Below are 15,068 nucleotides of genomic sequence, written 5' to 3'. Positions count from 1 at the left end.
CGATGAGGGCGATTCTCTCCCGCCGCGTCAGTGCCCTGTGGCCACCAATTGGCGCAGCCGTGTAAGCTTGCAGTTCGATCCGCTGCGCGAAAGCAGCGTGTCCCGATCCACGCAAAGCTGCCCGTCTGCAGAGCGGGAAAGCAAAAATCCCGAATAGAACGCACCGGCGCGGCAGGCCTTTTCCAGTTCGGCGCTGATGATCCGGCGGTCGCGCATGAAAAGCAGCAGGTTGCGCTGCCCTTCGGGCTGAACCCCGGCGATTCCCGCTATCGGCAGGCACTTGCCGATCTTGCGTTCCGCATAGCGCGGCGGACCAGGGCTGTCGGCGAGCGATTCCGGGCCGTCGGGATCCGGCAACGGCGCGCGGGGAGAAATGCGAATGGTCATGCGCTGTTCGATTCGGATCTGCCATGCCTCATCCGAATCGGGACGCGGAAAGGCGAAGACCGCGATCGGGTGAGCGCCGGCCGAATCGGACCAGTCCGCCGGCCAACCGCCCGGTCCCTCTCCTTCGGGCATGACATAGCGCGGCGAATCGGGCCGCACCGTTTCCGCAGGGTGCGCCGAATCGCTTTTGCCCCGATCGCTTCCGCCTGCCGCCGGGAACAGCAGCATGAGCGGGTAGAGCAGGACTGACGCAAGATTCATGAAAAGAGCTGATCCCCGAACGGCCCGGAGCGCGACAAGACCGTGCCACACCCCCTTAGCCCAGGAGCTTGAACCACCGCTTAACCCAAACGGCAAGTCATCCCGGCAGCAAACCACGTGAAACCGATAAGCGGCTGTGCCATATCGCACGGATGACTACGACCGACAGCCCCGCCGCCGATGTCCGTTCAGCCGATGTCCGCTCCGCCGACGCTTTCCTGACCGAGGCCGAAGCGCTGCTAGGTCCGCGCGGCCTCACCACCGATGCCGACCTGCTGGCCCCCTGGCTGACCGACTGGCGCGGCCGATTCACCGGCAAGGCGCTCGCCATGGCCTCCCCCGCCACCACCGAAGAGCTTTCGGCGCTGGCCCGCCTTTGCACCCGCCACGGCATCGCCATCGTCCCGCAAGGCGGCAACAGCGGCATGTCCGGCGGCGCGACGCCCGACGAAAGCGGCCACGCCCTTCTGCTTTCGCTGCGCCGCATGAGCGCGGTCCGCCATTTCGACGTCGAAGCCCGCCAGATCACCTGCGAGGCTGGCGTCGTCCTCCAGAACCTGCATGAACTGGCCGAAGCGCACGGCCTGCGCTTCCCACTCTCGCTGGGCGGCAAGGGCTCGGCCACGGTCGGCGGCCTGATCTCCACCAATGCCGGCGGCACCCAGGTGCTGCGCCACGGATCGATGCGCGCGCTGGTCTTGGGGCTGGAGGCGGTACTGGCCGATGGGCAGGTCTATTCGATGCTGACGCCGCTGAAGAAGGACAATCGCGGCTTCGACCTCAAGCAGCTTTTCATCGGCTCCGAAGGCACGATGGGCATGGTCACCGCCGCCACGCTGAAGCTGTCGCCTGCCGTGGCGGAGCGGGTGGTGATCTGGGCCGGCGTGCCCACGCTGGGCGCCGCGCGCAAGCTGCTGCTCCATTGCGAAGATGCGGCAGGAGACGCGCTGGAGGGATTCGAGGTAATGCCGCAGGCCTGCCTCGACGCCGTGCTGGAACACCTGCCCGATGCCCGCGCACCGTTGGAAGGCCGCCATGGCTGGCACGTGCTGATCGAAGTCGTGGCCGACCGCACGAGCGCCGACACCCTGCGCGACCGGTGCGAGACGATGATGGCCGACGCTTTCGAGGCCGAACTGCTGGAAGACGCCGCGATGTCCGCCAGCGAGGCACAGGCGGAAGCGATGTGGCTGCTGCGCGAATCGGTCGCCCCGGCAGAGCGCGCGCGCGGCCCGGCCGTGCAGCACGACATTTCCGTGCCCGTGGAGAAGATGCCGGACTTCGTGGAAACCACTGCCCCGATGATCGAGGCGAAGTGGCCCGGCACCGAAGCGGTGGCCTTCGGGCACCTGGGCGACGGCAACGTGCATTACCACGTGATCGCCCCCAGCGTGACCGACGGAGCCGCCTGGCAGATCAAGGAAGGCAAGGAAATCAGCCGTTACGTGCACGACCTCGTCACCGAATGGGGCGGTTCGATCTCGGCCGAGCATGGCATCGGCCAGCTGAAGCGCGACGAACTGGCGCGCCTTGGCGATCCCGTGGCGCTTTCGATCCTGCATTCGGTCAAGCAGGCGCTCGACCCGCAGGGCCTGCTGAACCCAGGCAAGCTGATCTAGGCGACAGGTACACCGACTCGCCGGATATCCCCGTTTCGGCCCGGGAGCGTGCTTGCGTGCGCCCCCTTGGCCTTCTAAAGCCACGCTCTTGGAAATTTCCCAGACTTGCGGAGAGTATCGCAATGGCCACCGCGCCGCAGAATCCTGCCCTGCCCCTGTTCTACAAGGACCTCGTGCCGCTGAATTCCCAGCAGCACGCCAGCTGGAAGACCCGTTCGACCGACAAGGCCACCTGGCTGGTCGGCGTCAATTCGGTGCCGCTGACCGTTGAGGAATTTCCGCAGGCCCAGCGCCACTTCCCGATCATCTTCACCTCGGGCGAGAACCCGGTGCCGCTGATCCTGATGGGCATGAACGAAGGCGTGAACGTTTTCGTGAACGACGAAGGCCTGGTCACCGAACAGGTCTATGTGCCTGCTTATGCGCGCCGCTACCCCTTCATGCTGGCCCGCCTGCGCCCGGACAGCGAAGAGCTGTCGCTGTGCATCGACCCGTCGAGCGACCTCGTCGGCGAGATGGAAGAAGGCGAAGCGCTGTTCAACGAAGGCGAACCGACCGACGCCACGAAGAACATGCTCAAGTTCTGCGAGAACTTCGAGATCGCCGGCACCAAGACCGCCAACTTCATGGCCGAACTGGCCAAGCACAACCTGCTGATGGAAGGCGAGCTGAACATCGACATCGGCACCGGCCAGCCCTTCACCTATCGCGGCTTCCAGATGGTGGACGAAACCAAGCTGCGCGAAATGCGCGGTGACGTGCTGCGCCAGTGGAACCAGAACGGCATGCTGCCGCTGATCTACGCGCACCTCTTCTCGCTCGACCTGGTTCGCGAAATCTTCGGCCGCCAGGTTTCGCAGGGCAAGGGCCCGCAGATCCCGGTCAACGCCTGATCTTTCGGCCGCGCGCGGCCACCGAACTCAATGATGGGGTGGGATTTTTGACATTTTTGTCACAGTCGCACCCCATTCTGCATCAGGTTTTCGACGCAAGCTTGCAATCGGGATGCGGCTTGCTTCATTCTAAGGGTTGAATGTCGCCGAAGGCTTGCTATGTTGGCAATGCCTGATCGGCGCTACCCTCATGGCCCGGTCAGGTTGGTGCACATCGTGCACCTCCTCCCTGAACCTTGGCCACCTCGCGCATCGCGCGAGGTGGTTTTTTAATGTCTTCAGCAAATTAGCGGATTTTGGCGGAAGCTCTGCACGGCTTCTGCCCGCTCCAAGGCATGGCTCGGCGCGAATCGTTTGCGCTACCAGCCGATCACTCGGCGGCCTGCGCCCATTCCTTGCCACCCAGTTCGCTGACACCCGCGGCCAGTCGGCGCACCAGCCCGACCAGAAGCTCGATCGTCCCCGGCAGGCCGGAGCCCGGCTCCGACAAGTGCGAATCGAGATAACAGCTGCGGTCCACCTCAAGCTGCATGGCGTGAATGCCCCCAGCAGGCCCGGCGTGACGTTCCAGCACATAGCCGCCCGCATAAGGTCGATTGTGCGCAGCAACCTGCCCATTGGCGGCAAACCAGGAAAAGGCGCTAGCAATCAGGCTGCCGTGGCAGGTGGCGCCGAAACGGTCCCCCACCACGAATCGCGGCGCTTCGCCGCCCAGCCGGGCCGGTAACGGAGGCATCGAATGCAGGTCGAGCAGCAGCGCTGCCCCCCACCGCTGACGCAGATCGATCAGGCGCTTCCCCAGCGCCTCATGATAGGGCTGGTGGATACCGTCGATGCGCGCAGCAAGGTCGGCGCGCTCATGCCGCCGGCGCCACAATTCGCCCACGCCGGGCAGACGCCGGGGAATCAGCCCCAGCCCGCTTCGCGCGCGCCGGCTTGGCATGCCGGGCGATTCGGGGCGGGCGGAGCGGCCGAACATTTCCCAATCGATGTCATCGGGTGCGCGGTTGAGATCGATCATCGCGCGCGGCGCATGGGCCAGCAGCAGCCCTGCCCCAGTCTCCCGCGCGACCGCTTGGGCGATCCTGTCGACATAGCGATCCTCCAGCCGCAGCGCGACCGAATCGGGATGCCGCAAATCGTCCAGCAAAGCGCGTGGATAGGCGCGGCCCGCATGGGGAACCGCGATCAGAACGGGCAAGACGGAAGGATCTGCCCCCTCGAACGTGAAGGCTGGAATGCCTGGAGCGCCGGGAATCCAGCCGCCCGCCAGTTTCTGCGAATCACTCTCGCCCGAAGCCGATACCATGCCCGAAGGCTGGCGCTTTGGCCCGCGCAAGTCAAAGCGTCCCGTAACCGGTCACCCGCTTTTTCCGGACGAGAATTTTAACCGGTTAAGCGCTATGCCTATGGCCTTAACCAGCGCGACGCGCTGCGCGCGAACGATTCAGGACAGAAAGCCGATGATCCGCATCCTGCTTGCCGAAGACGACCAGGCCATGCGCACCTACCTTGCCAGGGCACTGCAGAACGCCGGATACGACATTACCGCCGTCGATCGCGGCACCGCCGCCTTACCCCTGTTGGAGAGCGAACATTTCGACCTACTCCTCTCCGACATCGTCATGCCCGAAATGGACGGCATCGAACTGGCGCAGCGCTGCGCCGACGTTTCGCCGACCACGAAAGTCATGTTCATCACCGGCTTCGCCGCCGTCACCCTGCGCGCCAGCCGCGAAGCGCCGCATGCCAAGGTGCTGTCGAAGCCCTTCCACTTGCGCGACATCGTGATGGAAGTGCAGCGCGTCTTCGGCCTTTCCGAGCACGCGCAGCTTTAATTCCTTTCATCCACAGGTCATCCACAGCCTGAAAAATCGGGCGGCAAACTTTTTTGCAGAATCAGGTTGCCAACCCCTGAGGTCACCGTTAGAGGGCCACTCCACCGAGCGGCACTACGGCGTCGCAACGGACCAACCGAATGGTGTGGGCGTATAGCTCAGTGGTAGAGCACTATGTTGACATCGTAGGGGTCGCAAGTTCAATCCTTGCTACGCCCACCATTCGAGAAACCCCGGAAATCCTCGGATTTCGCGGGGTTTTTCTTTGCCCATCGCACAGCCACCCGGCGTAAGCCGCAACTGCACCGCCGCTTTTCGCGCTTGCCCGCCGGCTCCCCAGACGGAACATCGACGGGAACGCCAATCGCACGGGGCAGCGGCAGCCATGTTCGACGAGATTCGGAGCGAGATGGCTCGGCGCAGCCGGCCCGAACGCGCCAGCCTGACCGCAGAGATGCACAGCCGCAAGCTGCCGCCGTTCTCCGCCCCTGCCCGCCTGATGCAGTTGGTGCTGCTGGCCTGCGATGCCGAACTGGAAGCCGCCGCAGTTCATTTCGACGCCGGCCGCCTCAATGCCAGCGGCGCCCGCCATGCCGTGATCGATCTGGGCGGCGCGACGCTCGTCTGGGAACGCCACAGCGAGTTCGCCACATACAACTTCATCATCCCCGGCGCATTCGATGCTCCGTTCGATGAGGAAGCCTTCGCCCGCTTCGTCGCGCCATGGCTGGGACGGATGCCGGGCGCGATCATCCGCGCCAGCTTTCTGGCGATCTGCCGCACCGGCGATCCCGGCCGCCTGCCCCAGCAGTGGGAGCAATGGTTCCACGCCGACGATCTGGTCGTCTGCGACGTGCATGACGGCCATGCGCGCATCTGGTCCGACTTTCGCCTTCACGGCGGCTTCGGACGCATGTTCGTGGCCGTGCGCGACGACGATCCCCGCCGCATTCCCGCGCTCGCCCAATCGCTGCTGGAGCTTGGCAACTATCGCAAGCTCGCCCTGCTCGGCCTGCCCGCCGCGCAGGAGCATGGCCCGGAACTGCGCCGGATCGAGGAAGACCTTGCCCAGCTAAGCGGCGATATCGACCGGGAGGCGCGCCCTCGCGAGGAACTGCTCCATGCGATCGGGGGGCTTGGCTCGCGGCTTGCCCAGATCACCGCCGCCACCCGCTATCGCATGAGCGCCACGGCCGCCTATGCCGCGATCTGCGACGATCGCGTGCAATCGCTGGCGGTCAGCGCTGTGGGCGGCGGGCAGACGCTGGTGGGCTTCACACAGCGCCGCCTGCACCCGGCCGTGCAGACTTGCGCCAGCTTCGTGCAGCGGCTCGACGATCTGGCCGGGCGCGTCACCTGGACCGCCGAACTGCTGCGCACACGCATCGATACCGAGATCGCCGCGCAGAATCGCGACCTGCTCGCCTCGCTCGACCGGCGAAATGCCATGCAATTACGTCTTCAGCAGACGGTGGAGGGCCTCTCCGTCGCGGCGATCTCCTACTACTCGGTCAGCCTCGTCGGCTATCTGGCAAAGGCATCGCACGCGGCATGGCATTGGCCGGATTACGAACTGGCCACCGGGATCAGCGTGCCCTTCGTGGTCGCCTTCGTCGCCTGGACCACGCACCGGCTGCGCAAGGCCCACAGCGATCACTAAATCCCGCCAAGGGTTCCTCGGCACAATCGATACCACCGTCGATGCCGTGCCACGCAAGCGCACTGCCGCGCATTGCGCGTCGCCGGGCCGATACCTGCCTTGCTAAGCGCCGCGCCGCTGCCTAAGAGACCGGCAAATCTCATCCCCAGGGGAGTTTTCTGGAATGGCGAAAATCAAGGTCAAGAACCCCATCGTCGAGATGGACGGCGATGAAATGACGCGGATCATCTGGGAATGGATCCGTGAACGACTGATCCTCCCCTACCTCGACGTCGACCTCAAGTACTACGACCTCTCGGTCGAGAAGCGTGACGAGACGAGCGACCAGATCACCGTCGACGCCGCCAACGCCACCAAGGAATATGGCGTTGCCGTGAAGTGCGCGACGATCACTCCTGACGAAGCACGCGTCACCGAATTCAACCTCAAGAAGATGTGGAAGTCGCCCAACGGCACGATCCGCAACATCCTGGGCGGCGTCGTGTTCCGTGAGCCGATCGTGATCTCGAACGTTCCCCGCCTGGTTCCGGGCTGGACCGACCCGATCGTCGTCGGCCGTCACGCTTTCGGCGACCAGTACAAGGCCACCGACACCCTGATCCCGGGCGCCGGCAAGCTGCGCCTGGTGTGGGACGGTGAGAACGGCGAGAAGATCGACCTCGACGTGTTCGACTTCCCGGCTCCGGGCGTCGCCATGGCGATGTACAACCTGGACGAATCGATCCGCGACTTCGCGCGCGCCTCGTTCAACTACGGCCTCAACCTCCGCTGGCCGGTTTACCTGTCGACCAAGAACACCATCCTCAAGGCCTATGACGGCCGCTTCAAGGATCTGTTCCAGGAAGTGTTCGACAACGAAGGCTTCGCCGAGAAGTTCAAGGCTGCCGGCATCCACTACGAACACCGCCTGATCGACGACATGGTCGCCTCGGCGCTCAAGTGGTCGGGCAAGTTCGTCTGGGCCTGCAAGAACTACGATGGCGACGTGCAATCGGACACCGTTGCACAGGGCTTCGGCTCGCTGGGCCTGATGACCTCGGTCCTGCTCTCGCCCGACGGCAAGACCGTCGAAGCAGAAGCCGCCCACGGCACCGTGACCCGTCACTACCGCCAGCACCAGCAGGGCAAGGCGACCTCGACCAACCCGATCGCCTCAATCTTCGCCTGGACGCGCGGCATCGCCTATCGCGGCAAGTTCGACGAGACGCCGGAAGTGGTGAAGTTCGCCGAGACGCTGGAGCAGGTCTGCATCGAAACCGTCGAAAGCGGCAAGATGACCAAGGACCTCGCACTGCTGATCGGTCCGGACCAGAACTGGATGACCACCGAGCAGTTCTTCGAGGCGATCGTGCAGAACCTCGAAGCCAAGATGGCGGCTTGGGGCTGAGCCTTTTCGCCTGACTGGACTTTAGTTCAAGGAAGACCCTCCGCCGCAAGGCGGGGGGTTTTTCTTTGGCCCGAGGTCGGTCCCGGTAGATCGAGGCGCGCGCGGCTTCAGCAACCCGAACTCGTCGCCCCCGCGAAGGCGGGGGCCCCGCTTTTTTTATGTTTTACGCAGAGGGCGCGCGCGGGAACTGAGCCCTCTGCGTCTCCGCGTCTCCGCGTGCTCTAAAGAAAAAGCGGGATCCCCGCCTTCGCGGGGATGACGGAGTTGTTGGAGCTAGGGCGCTATTGGATGGCCTTACGCCGCTCCACCCCATCAACACGCCATCAGGCGAAGGCTTCCTCGCCCTCCAGCTTGGTGCGGTGCATCAGGCGACCGCTGTTGGCCGGATACCAAGTGGCGCGGTGCATGGTGCCGGTGTTGTCCCAGATCACCGTCTCGCCCAGCGACCACTTGTGGCGATAGACGAAGCGCGGCTGCGTCGCCCAGTCGCGCAGGCGCACCAGCAGTTCCTCGCTCTTGGCCCAGTCCATGCCGACCACCTGCTGCGCGGTATTGCCCAGCACCAGCGACTTGCGGCCCGATTCGTGGGTCCAGACCAGCGGCAGCGTGTTCTCCCCGCGCGACTTCCAGCCCATCAGCAGCTCGTAGCTGGGCTCTGGCTGGTGATAGAGTTGCGAGCGCCAGAGCGAGTGGACCACTTGCAGCCCCTCGATCGCGGCCTTGTCCTCATCGGAAAGCGCATCGTAAGCGGCGTAAGTATTGCAGAACTCGGTGTCCCCGCCCTCTTCGGAAAGCTTGCGGCTTGACAGGATCGAGGCGCGGATCGGCACTTGCGACATGGTGCCGTCGATATGCCAGAAGAACGCGCCCTTCAGGTAATCGGCATTGGGATTGATCCGCGTGTCCAGCGTGATCGGATAGACGTTGTCACCGTCTTTGCCCGCCTGCTCATGCACTTCATGCGCGAAAGTACCCAGCGTCTTGGTGAAGGCGATCTGCTCTTCATCGGTGAAGTGCGCATCCTGAAAGACCAGCACGCCGCGCGCTTCCAGCAGATCGCGGATTTCCGCCGCGCGGGCGCCGGACAGAAGCGTCTCCTTGTCCGCCCGGATCACCGCGCCGATCGCGGGCGCGGCATCGGAAACGCTCCAGTGGGTGGATGGAATCGAAGTCGTTGCCATCGAATACTCTCCCAGACGCTCTGTGGCGCTCATTGCTGAACATTCGTACAGCACGCGCGCAAGTAGCGTCAAGAACGACGGCATCCCCTCCCGAACGCAATAAGAAGCCCGCCGGACCTGAGTCCGGCGGGCCGCAAAGGATGACTGGAGGCGCCCCCCAGCGCCTTGATCCCAGCCTTATTCGAAAGGCTCTTCGCCTTCGAGCTTGGTACGGTGCATCATGCGGCCGCAAGTCGGGTCATAGGCCTCGGCACGGTGCATGGTGCCGGTGTTGTCCCACATGACCAGATCGCCGACTTCCCATTCGTGGCTGTAGGTGAACTCTTCACCCGTCGCCCATTCGCGCAGACCGTGAATGATCATCGCGCTTTCCAGCGCCGACTTGCCGACCACCTGCGCGGACGTGCAACCGATCACCAGGCTCTTGCGGCCGGACTTGTGCTTCCACACCAGCGGCAGCTCCTGCTCGCCGATCTGGGCATAGCCCTGCAGCTTGGCCAGGCTGGGTTCCGGCTCGTAATAGAACAGGCTGGCCCAGGGGCCATGCACCACGCGGTACTGTTCGTATTCGGCCTGCTTGTCGGCGGGCAGATCCTCGAACGCAGCGTAAGTATTGGCGAAACCGGTGTTGCCGGTGCCGCGCGGGCTGGGCACGCGGCACGAAAGCAGCGAGGCGAGAATCGGCACGTCGTTGCGGGTGCCGTCGATGTGCCAATAGAGCGAGCCCTTCAAGTACTCGGCGCTCATCGGGTTTTCCTTGGCGTCGAGCGTGATCTTCGAGATCACTTCCTCACCGCCCTTGCGCTCCGGCGCGAACGTGCCCAGCGTCTTGGTGAAGGCGATCTGCTCTTCGTCGCTGAAGTTCACTTGCGGGAACACCAGCACGCCGCGCGCTTCCAGCAGGTCGCGGATTTCCGCCGCGATCTCGCCCGAAAGCAGTTCTTCCCTGGTATTGAGGACGCGGCTGCCGATCTTCGGCTTGAGCGCCTCTGCCTTCAGCTGGGTCTTGGTGGCGACCGACATCGTGCAAACTCTCCAATTGCTTCACGCGCCGCGCGGGGCGGCGGTTCAGGAGAGTAATATCATGCCCTGAACGCCTGTTCAAACAGACGTGGATTGCCGCTGCAATCAATCGCCGACGCGCGTTTGTGCTATTTCGTTTCCAGAAGCTCAGGATTTGGTGTCAGGGCCCAGTGTCAGGGCTTGGCCTCAAGCCGGCTCAACCACGATTCCACGGTCGCCCGCGCCTGCGCGTGGCCGGCAGTGACGCCCAGCCCTTCCTCCATCACGATACAGCGGCCGATCCCTGCCAGCATCACCGCAAGGCCTGCCGGATCGAAGCCCTCCACCGCTTTCAACCGGTCGCCGAACAGATGTTCGATGATTTCCACCTGGCGCGCCCGCATGGCTACGCTGTGCTCCGCCATCTTCTCGCGCACGGCGGGGCGGTGGTTGGCCAGCGCCATGAATTCCAGCGACATCGCGGTGCGACTGGTATCGACGAAAAAGCCCCAGAGCGCACGCACCGGGTCCGGGCTGGCCAATGCATCCTCGATCATGCCGTCGCTGTCCGCAGCACCCTGGCGGCAGACTTCGAGCAGCAGGTCATCGGTGGTGGGGAAGTAATAGTGCACCAGCGACGGCTTCAGCCCAGCGCGTGCGGCCACGCGGCGGGTGCTGGCAGCGGCGTAGCCTTCGTCCCGGATCAGGTCGACCGCCGCTTCCACGATCCGCGCCCGCGTAGCCGAGGTTTCGGCCCCGATCCTGCGCGCCACCGATTTCTGCGGCACCTCCGACTTCTGCTGCCCCCCTGCCATCTGAACTCCTCTGAAGATCGCCATGGCCTAGGGCGGCTGACACGCAAGATCAACCAAGCCCGACCCACTTGCTTTTTGTTCTTGTTATGTTCACAATGTTGGAATGCGAGTCCACAAGGGCAGAGGCGCCGTCTCCGGACAGGCCAGCACGCGCTTCAACCTTCCCCAGCGGGAGGCGGATGGAGATTGGCTGGACGCGTCGGTCGACATTGATGGGGAGCCACCGCCGCTACGCACCACGGTCACCGAACTGACGCCGCGCACGATCCTGTCCTTCAACAAGTCCCCCGACGTGCCGTTCGACCGCTCGATCAATGCTTACAACGGCTGCGAACACGGCTGCATCTATTGCTTCGCCCGGCCCACCCATGCCTATCACGACCTTTCCCCCGGCCTCGATTTCGAAACGAAGCTGTTCGTGAAGCCGCAGGCTGTCCAACTCTTGCGCGAAACGCTGGCCAAACCCGGCTATCGCCCTGCCCCCATCGCCATGGGCACCAATACCGATCCCTACCAGCCGATCGAGGCGCGCTACCGGATTACGCGGCAAGTGCTGGAACTCTGCCTGGAGGTGCGCCATCCGGTGACGATCACCACCAAGTCGGACCGGGTGGTGCGCGATCTGGATATCCTGTCTGAACTGGCGCGGCACAACCTGACCCATGTCGCGGTATCGGTAACGAGCATGGACCCGGCCCTCTCGCGCCTGTTGGAACCGCGCGCCGCCGCGCCGGCGAAGCGCCTTGCTGCACTGGGCAAGCTGGCAGAGGCCGGCGTGCCCACGCATGTATCGGTGGCGCCGGTAATCCCGGCAATCACCGACACCTATATCGAAGGCATCCTGGAAGCGGCGGCCGAGCGTGGGATTCGCAGCGCCTCGTGGATCATCGTGCGCCTGCCCCACGAAGTCGCCCCGCTGTTCCGCGAGTGGTTGAACACGCATTTTCCGGATCGCGCGGGCAAAGTCATGGCCACGATCCAGTCGATGCGCGAAGGGCGCGACAACGATCCGCAGTTCTTCTCCCGCATGCGGCCGGACGGCGTGTGGGCGCAAGTGTTCCGGCAGCGCTTTGCCATTGCGATGCGCCGCCTCGGCTTCGGCAAGCCGCAGCTCTCGCTCGACTGCTCGCAATTCCGGCCGCCCAGCCGCGACGGGCAACTCGCTCTGTTCTAGACAAAAGCACTTTCCCCTGCGGTCGTGTCGGCGCCCGGCCCGCCCGCCTAGGTCTTGCCCTGAAGCAAGGGAGAAGCGCCGATGTCCGATACCGCCATCACCACGGAGCCCATCGCCATCGAAACGCGCGGGAGCGTGGAAATTGTCACTCTGAACCGCGCCGACGTGCTCAACACGTTCGACGAAGGCATGACGTTCGCGCTGCGCGAATACTTCGCTGCCCTGCCCGACCGGCAAGACGTGCGCGTGGTCGTATTGCGCGCCGATGGCCGCCATTTCAGCGCCGGGCTCGATCTGGCCAGTTGGGACAACGACCGTTCCCGCGGCGCCTTACAGCATTGCTGGCATCTCCAGCGCTCGATCGCCGGGTTGCTGGAACTGATGCGCGCCTGCCCGCAACCGATCATCGGACTTGGCCACGGCGCGGCCTGCGGGGCCGGCTTCTCCCTGCTGCTGGCCTGCGACATTCGCTATGGCACGCCGGACCTGCGGATGAATGCGGCCTATATCAAGGTGGGTCTTGGCGGCTGCGATCTGGGGTGCAGCTATTTCCTGCCGCGTATGGTCGGCGCCTCTGTGGCGGCCGAATACATGCTGACCGGGCGCTTCATGGAGGCGGAGACCGCGCTGCGCCACGGGCTGCTGGGCCTGATCGCCCCGCGTGAAGACTTGCTGGACCGGGCGATGGCCGTCGCGGACGAGATGCTGGCCAATGCGCCGATGGGCCTTCGGCTCACCAAGGATGCGATCAACCGCAACCTCGACGCGCGATCGCTTTCCGACGCGATGGCGCTGGAAGACCGGCAGCAAGTGATGATGCTGATGAGCGAGGACTTCGCCGAGGGTGTCTCCGCCTTCCGCGCCCGCCGCGCGCCCGAATACCGGGATCGCTGAAACCGGACGCAGGCTCAGGTGTTCTCTCCTCCATCGAAAGGGACAGGACAGGAGCCCCAAATGGAGGAACGGATCGTAGAGACCGAGCGCGCATCCGAAGCGCCGGTCCATAACACCACCATCATCCGCGAACGCTCATCGGGCGGCACGGGGATCGTCATGGCGCTCGTGCTGCTGGTTGCGGTGGTGGGCGGCATCTATCTCTTCAGCCGCCAGACGGAGAGCCAGAACGCCCGCGACAACGCCGTGGCCAATGCCGCGCAGGATGTCGGCGACGCCGCGAACAAGGTGGGCGACGCGGCGCAGGATGCCGCGAACAACCTTAACCACAAGGATTAAGGACAAAACCCTAAGCCGGCAGCGTGTAATCTGCATAGAGGCGCCGGAGCGCCTTCTTGTCCAACTTACCGCTGCCGGTATGTGGCAGTTCCTCGACAAATTCGATGGCATCGGGCAGCCACCATCGTGCCACTTTGCTGGCGAGATAAGCCTGCAATTCTGACGCGGCGAGCGTAACGCCAGGTCTCCGTATCACTGCCAGCAACGGCCGCTCGTCCCACTTCGGATGCGGAATGCCGATCGCAGCCGCCTCCAGCACATCGGGATGGCCCACGGCGGCGTTTTCCAATTCCACCGAGCTGATCCATTCCCCGCCGGACTTGATCAGGTCCTTGGTCCGGTCAGTCAGATGCAGCGTGCCGTCCGGCGCGATCGTCGCGACATCGCCGGTGCCGAACCACTGATCGTTGTCGACCACGTCGTCTTCCGCGCGGAAATAGCGCTGCACGGTCCAGGGCCCTCGCACCTGCAAGGCGCCCGATGACGTGCCATCATGGGAAAGCTCCCGCGTAGGATCGTCCAGCGCCGTCACGCGGACCTCGGCACCGTAGAGCGGCCGGCCCTGGCTGGACTTCACCGCCACCTGCTGCTCGAAGGTCATTCCATCCCAATCTGCCGGCTCATAGGTGACCGTGGCGATGGGCGAAGTCTCGGTCATCCCCCAGGCCTGCACCACCCGCACGCCGGCGCGCATCAACCGCTCGACCACGCTGGCCGGCACGGATGCACCGCCGGACAGCGCCTGCCGGATCGGCGGCATCTCCCCCCCCGTCCGCTCAAGATGTTCGAACATGGAGAACCACACGGTGGGCACGCCGGCCACGTGCGTGACACCCTCCTCTCGCATCAGCGCGCACAGCGCCTCGGCATCGTTGTTCTGGCTCCAGACCATTTTCGCCCCGGTTGCGGCAGAGGCCCAGGGCAGGCCCCAGTTGTTGGCATGAAACATCGGCACGATCGGCAGCACCACGGATCGCGGAGACAGATCGAGCGCGGAGGGTGCGATCATCGCCAGCGTGTGCAGCACTTGCGAACGGTGCGTATAGACCACGCCCTTCGGCTGCCCGGTGGTGCCGCTGGTGTAGCACAACATGCAGGGCGACCGTTCGCAGCCGGTCGTCCAGTGCGCCTCGCCATCCTCGCAGGCGATCCAGCCTGCGAAATCCATGCCCCATTCGGCCGAATCGAAGCAGATCGCATGTTCCAGCTTCGGGCAGAGCGGCAGCAGCTTCTCGACCATCGGCCGGAAGGCGGCATCGTAGAACAGCACGCGGTCTTCGGCATGGTTGACGATCCAGGCCAGTTGATCGTCGAACAGGCGCGGATTGACGGTGTGGAGCACGCAGCCCGCGCCGGTGATCCCGAACCACGCGGCGAGATGGCGGCCGTGGTTCATGGCCAGAGTGGCGACCCGTTCGCCGGGGTAGATGTCGATCCGGCGCAGCGCCTGCACCAGCTTCAACGCATCATGGCGGATCCCGGCCCAATTCGTGCGCGTGACGGAGCCATCCGCCCACCGCGTGACGATTTCGCGATTGCCGTGCTCCCGCGCGGCATGATCGATCAGACCCGATACGCGCAGGTCCCAGTCCTGCATGTCCCCCGGCATAGCCTTCTC

At 64.5% G+C, this 15,068-nt stretch carries 14 protein-coding genes and 1 tRNA gene; 9 read left to right on the top strand and 6 right to left on the bottom strand.

All coding sequences use genetic code 11. The features are described from left to right. Nucleotides 1-27: 27 nt before the first annotated feature. Nucleotides 28-648 carry a hypothetical protein gene (locus ACZ1JV_RS14640; protein ID WP_465152121.1) on the bottom strand — a complete coding sequence of 207 codons (621 nt, stop codon included), beginning with the start codon at nt 646-648 and terminating at the stop codon, nt 28-30. Nucleotides 649-800: 152 nt separating this feature from the next. Between ACZ1JV_RS14640 and ACZ1JV_RS14635 the strand changes: the two genes are divergently transcribed. Then, complete coding sequence (locus ACZ1JV_RS14635) at nt 801-2,267, top strand: FAD-binding oxidoreductase (RefSeq protein ID WP_465152120.1); 1,467 nt, start codon at nt 801-803, stop codon at nt 2,265-2,267. A gap of 122 nt (nt 2,268-2,389) precedes the next feature. After that, nucleotides 2,390-3,160 (top strand): SapC family protein, encoded by a 771-nt coding sequence (locus tag ACZ1JV_RS14630; protein WP_465137835.1) that lies wholly within the window; start codon nt 2,390-2,392, stop codon nt 3,158-3,160. A gap of 370 nt (nt 3,161-3,530) precedes the next feature. On the opposite strand, the gene ACZ1JV_RS14625 is transcribed toward ACZ1JV_RS14630, so the two are convergent. Beyond that, the gene (locus tag ACZ1JV_RS14625) at nt 3,531-4,469 is read right to left on the bottom strand and encodes an N-formylglutamate amidohydrolase (RefSeq protein WP_465152575.1); all 939 of its coding nucleotides are present in this window, start codon (nt 4,467-4,469) and stop codon (nt 3,531-3,533) included. Between the two features lie 154 nt (nt 4,470-4,623). Between ACZ1JV_RS14625 and cpdR the strand changes: the two genes are divergently transcribed. The 4 genes from cpdR (at nt 4,624) to ACZ1JV_RS14605 (ending at nt 8,045) form a co-directional block, all read left to right on the top strand. Continuing rightward, nucleotides 4,624-4,998 carry a cell cycle two-component system response regulator CpdR gene (gene cpdR, locus ACZ1JV_RS14620; protein WP_465137833.1) on the top strand — a complete coding sequence of 125 codons (375 nt, stop codon included), beginning with the start codon at nt 4,624-4,626 and terminating at the stop codon, nt 4,996-4,998. Nucleotides 4,999-5,145: 147 nt separating this feature from the next. Then, nucleotides 5,146-5,220: transfer RNA gene (locus ACZ1JV_RS14615), tRNA-Val, on the top strand. Nucleotides 5,221-5,383: 163 nt separating this feature from the next. Next, on the top strand, nt 5,384-6,658 hold the full coding sequence (locus ACZ1JV_RS14610; RefSeq protein WP_465152119.1) for a DUF3422 family protein: 1,275 nt from the start codon (nt 5,384-5,386) through the stop codon (nt 6,656-6,658). 163 nt (nt 6,659-6,821) lie between these two features. Further along, on the top strand, nt 6,822-8,045 hold the full coding sequence (locus ACZ1JV_RS14605) for an NADP-dependent isocitrate dehydrogenase (protein WP_465152118.1): 1,224 nt from the start codon (nt 6,822-6,824) through the stop codon (nt 8,043-8,045). Nucleotides 8,046-8,368: 323 nt separating this feature from the next. On the opposite strand, the gene ACZ1JV_RS14600 is transcribed toward ACZ1JV_RS14605, so the two are convergent. The 3 genes from ACZ1JV_RS14600 to ACZ1JV_RS14590 form a co-directional block, all read right to left on the bottom strand. Next, on the bottom strand, nt 8,369-9,226 hold the full coding sequence (locus ACZ1JV_RS14600; RefSeq protein ID WP_465137830.1) for a TauD/TfdA dioxygenase family protein: 858 nt from the start codon (nt 9,224-9,226) through the stop codon (nt 8,369-8,371). 177 nt (nt 9,227-9,403) lie between these two features. Continuing rightward, nucleotides 9,404-10,249 carry a TauD/TfdA dioxygenase family protein gene (locus ACZ1JV_RS14595; RefSeq protein ID WP_395327191.1) on the bottom strand — a complete coding sequence of 282 codons (846 nt, stop codon included), beginning with the start codon at nt 10,247-10,249 and terminating at the stop codon, nt 9,404-9,406. 173 nt (nt 10,250-10,422) lie between these two features. After that, on the bottom strand, nt 10,423-11,043 hold the full coding sequence (locus tag ACZ1JV_RS14590) for a TetR/AcrR family transcriptional regulator (protein ID WP_465152117.1): 621 nt from the start codon (nt 11,041-11,043) through the stop codon (nt 10,423-10,425). A gap of 103 nt (nt 11,044-11,146) precedes the next feature. On the opposite strand from ACZ1JV_RS14590, the gene ACZ1JV_RS14585 reads away from it, so the two are divergent. The 3 genes from ACZ1JV_RS14585 (at nt 11,147) to ACZ1JV_RS14575 (ending at nt 13,450) form a co-directional block, all read left to right on the top strand. Beyond that, a complete protein-coding gene (locus ACZ1JV_RS14585) occupies nt 11,147-12,217 on the top strand; it encodes a PA0069 family radical SAM protein (protein WP_465152116.1) in 1,071 nt (356 codons plus the stop codon). Nucleotides 12,218-12,298: 81 nt separating this feature from the next. Continuing rightward, nucleotides 12,299-13,111, top strand: a complete 813-nt coding sequence (locus tag ACZ1JV_RS14580; RefSeq protein WP_465152115.1) for an enoyl-CoA hydratase/isomerase family protein — start codon at nt 12,299-12,301, stop codon at nt 13,109-13,111. A gap of 60 nt (nt 13,112-13,171) precedes the next feature. Then, nucleotides 13,172-13,450 (top strand): hypothetical protein, encoded by a 279-nt coding sequence (locus ACZ1JV_RS14575; RefSeq protein WP_465152114.1) that lies wholly within the window; start codon nt 13,172-13,174, stop codon nt 13,448-13,450. A gap of 10 nt (nt 13,451-13,460) precedes the next feature. Here ACZ1JV_RS14575 and ACZ1JV_RS14570 read toward each other — a convergent pair whose 3' ends face one another. Further along, on the bottom strand, nt 13,461-15,059 hold the full coding sequence (locus ACZ1JV_RS14570; RefSeq protein WP_465152113.1) for a long-chain fatty acid--CoA ligase: 1,599 nt from the start codon (nt 15,057-15,059) through the stop codon (nt 13,461-13,463). Between the last annotated feature and the right edge of the window lie 9 nt (nt 15,060-15,068).

It is taken from the genome of Novosphingobium sp. BL-S-19, assembly GCF_055521675.1.
The sequence above is the reverse complement of the archived record's forward strand: the minus strand, read 5'-3'. Positions and strand labels throughout refer to the sequence as shown.

Coding starts and splice junctions, on each gene's coding strand:
- ACZ1JV_RS14640 (WP_465152121.1), bottom strand. CDS start 648: ATGAATCTTGCGTCAGTCCTGCTCTACCCGCTCATGCTGCTGTTCCCG.
- ACZ1JV_RS14590 (WP_465152117.1), bottom strand. CDS start 11,043: ATGGCAGGGGGGCAGCAGAAGTCGGAGGTGCCGCAGAAATCGGTGGCG.
- ACZ1JV_RS14570 (WP_465152113.1), bottom strand. CDS start 15,059: ATGCCGGGGGACATGCAGGACTGGGACCTGCGCGTATCGGGTCTGATC.
- ACZ1JV_RS14595 (WP_395327191.1), bottom strand. CDS start 10,249: ATGTCGGTCGCCACCAAGACCCAGCTGAAGGCAGAGGCGCTCAAGCCG.
- ACZ1JV_RS14625 (WP_465152575.1), bottom strand. CDS start 4,469: ATGGTATCGGCTTCGGGCGAGAGTGATTCGCAGAAACTGGCGGGCGGC.
- ACZ1JV_RS14575 (WP_465152114.1), top strand. CDS start 13,172: ATGGAGGAACGGATCGTAGAGACCGAGCGCGCATCCGAAGCGCCGGTC.
- ACZ1JV_RS14630 (WP_465137835.1), top strand. CDS start 2,390: ATGGCCACCGCGCCGCAGAATCCTGCCCTGCCCCTGTTCTACAAGGAC.
- ACZ1JV_RS14580 (WP_465152115.1), top strand. CDS start 12,299: ATGTCCGATACCGCCATCACCACGGAGCCCATCGCCATCGAAACGCGC.
- cpdR (WP_465137833.1), top strand. CDS start 4,624: ATGATCCGCATCCTGCTTGCCGAAGACGACCAGGCCATGCGCACCTAC.
- ACZ1JV_RS14605 (WP_465152118.1), top strand. CDS start 6,822: ATGGCGAAAATCAAGGTCAAGAACCCCATCGTCGAGATGGACGGCGAT.
- ACZ1JV_RS14585 (WP_465152116.1), top strand. CDS start 11,147: ATGCGAGTCCACAAGGGCAGAGGCGCCGTCTCCGGACAGGCCAGCACG.
- ACZ1JV_RS14600 (WP_465137830.1), bottom strand. CDS start 9,226: ATGGCAACGACTTCGATTCCATCCACCCACTGGAGCGTTTCCGATGCC.
- ACZ1JV_RS14610 (WP_465152119.1), top strand. CDS start 5,384: ATGTTCGACGAGATTCGGAGCGAGATGGCTCGGCGCAGCCGGCCCGAA.
- ACZ1JV_RS14635 (WP_465152120.1), top strand. CDS start 801: ATGACTACGACCGACAGCCCCGCCGCCGATGTCCGTTCAGCCGATGTC.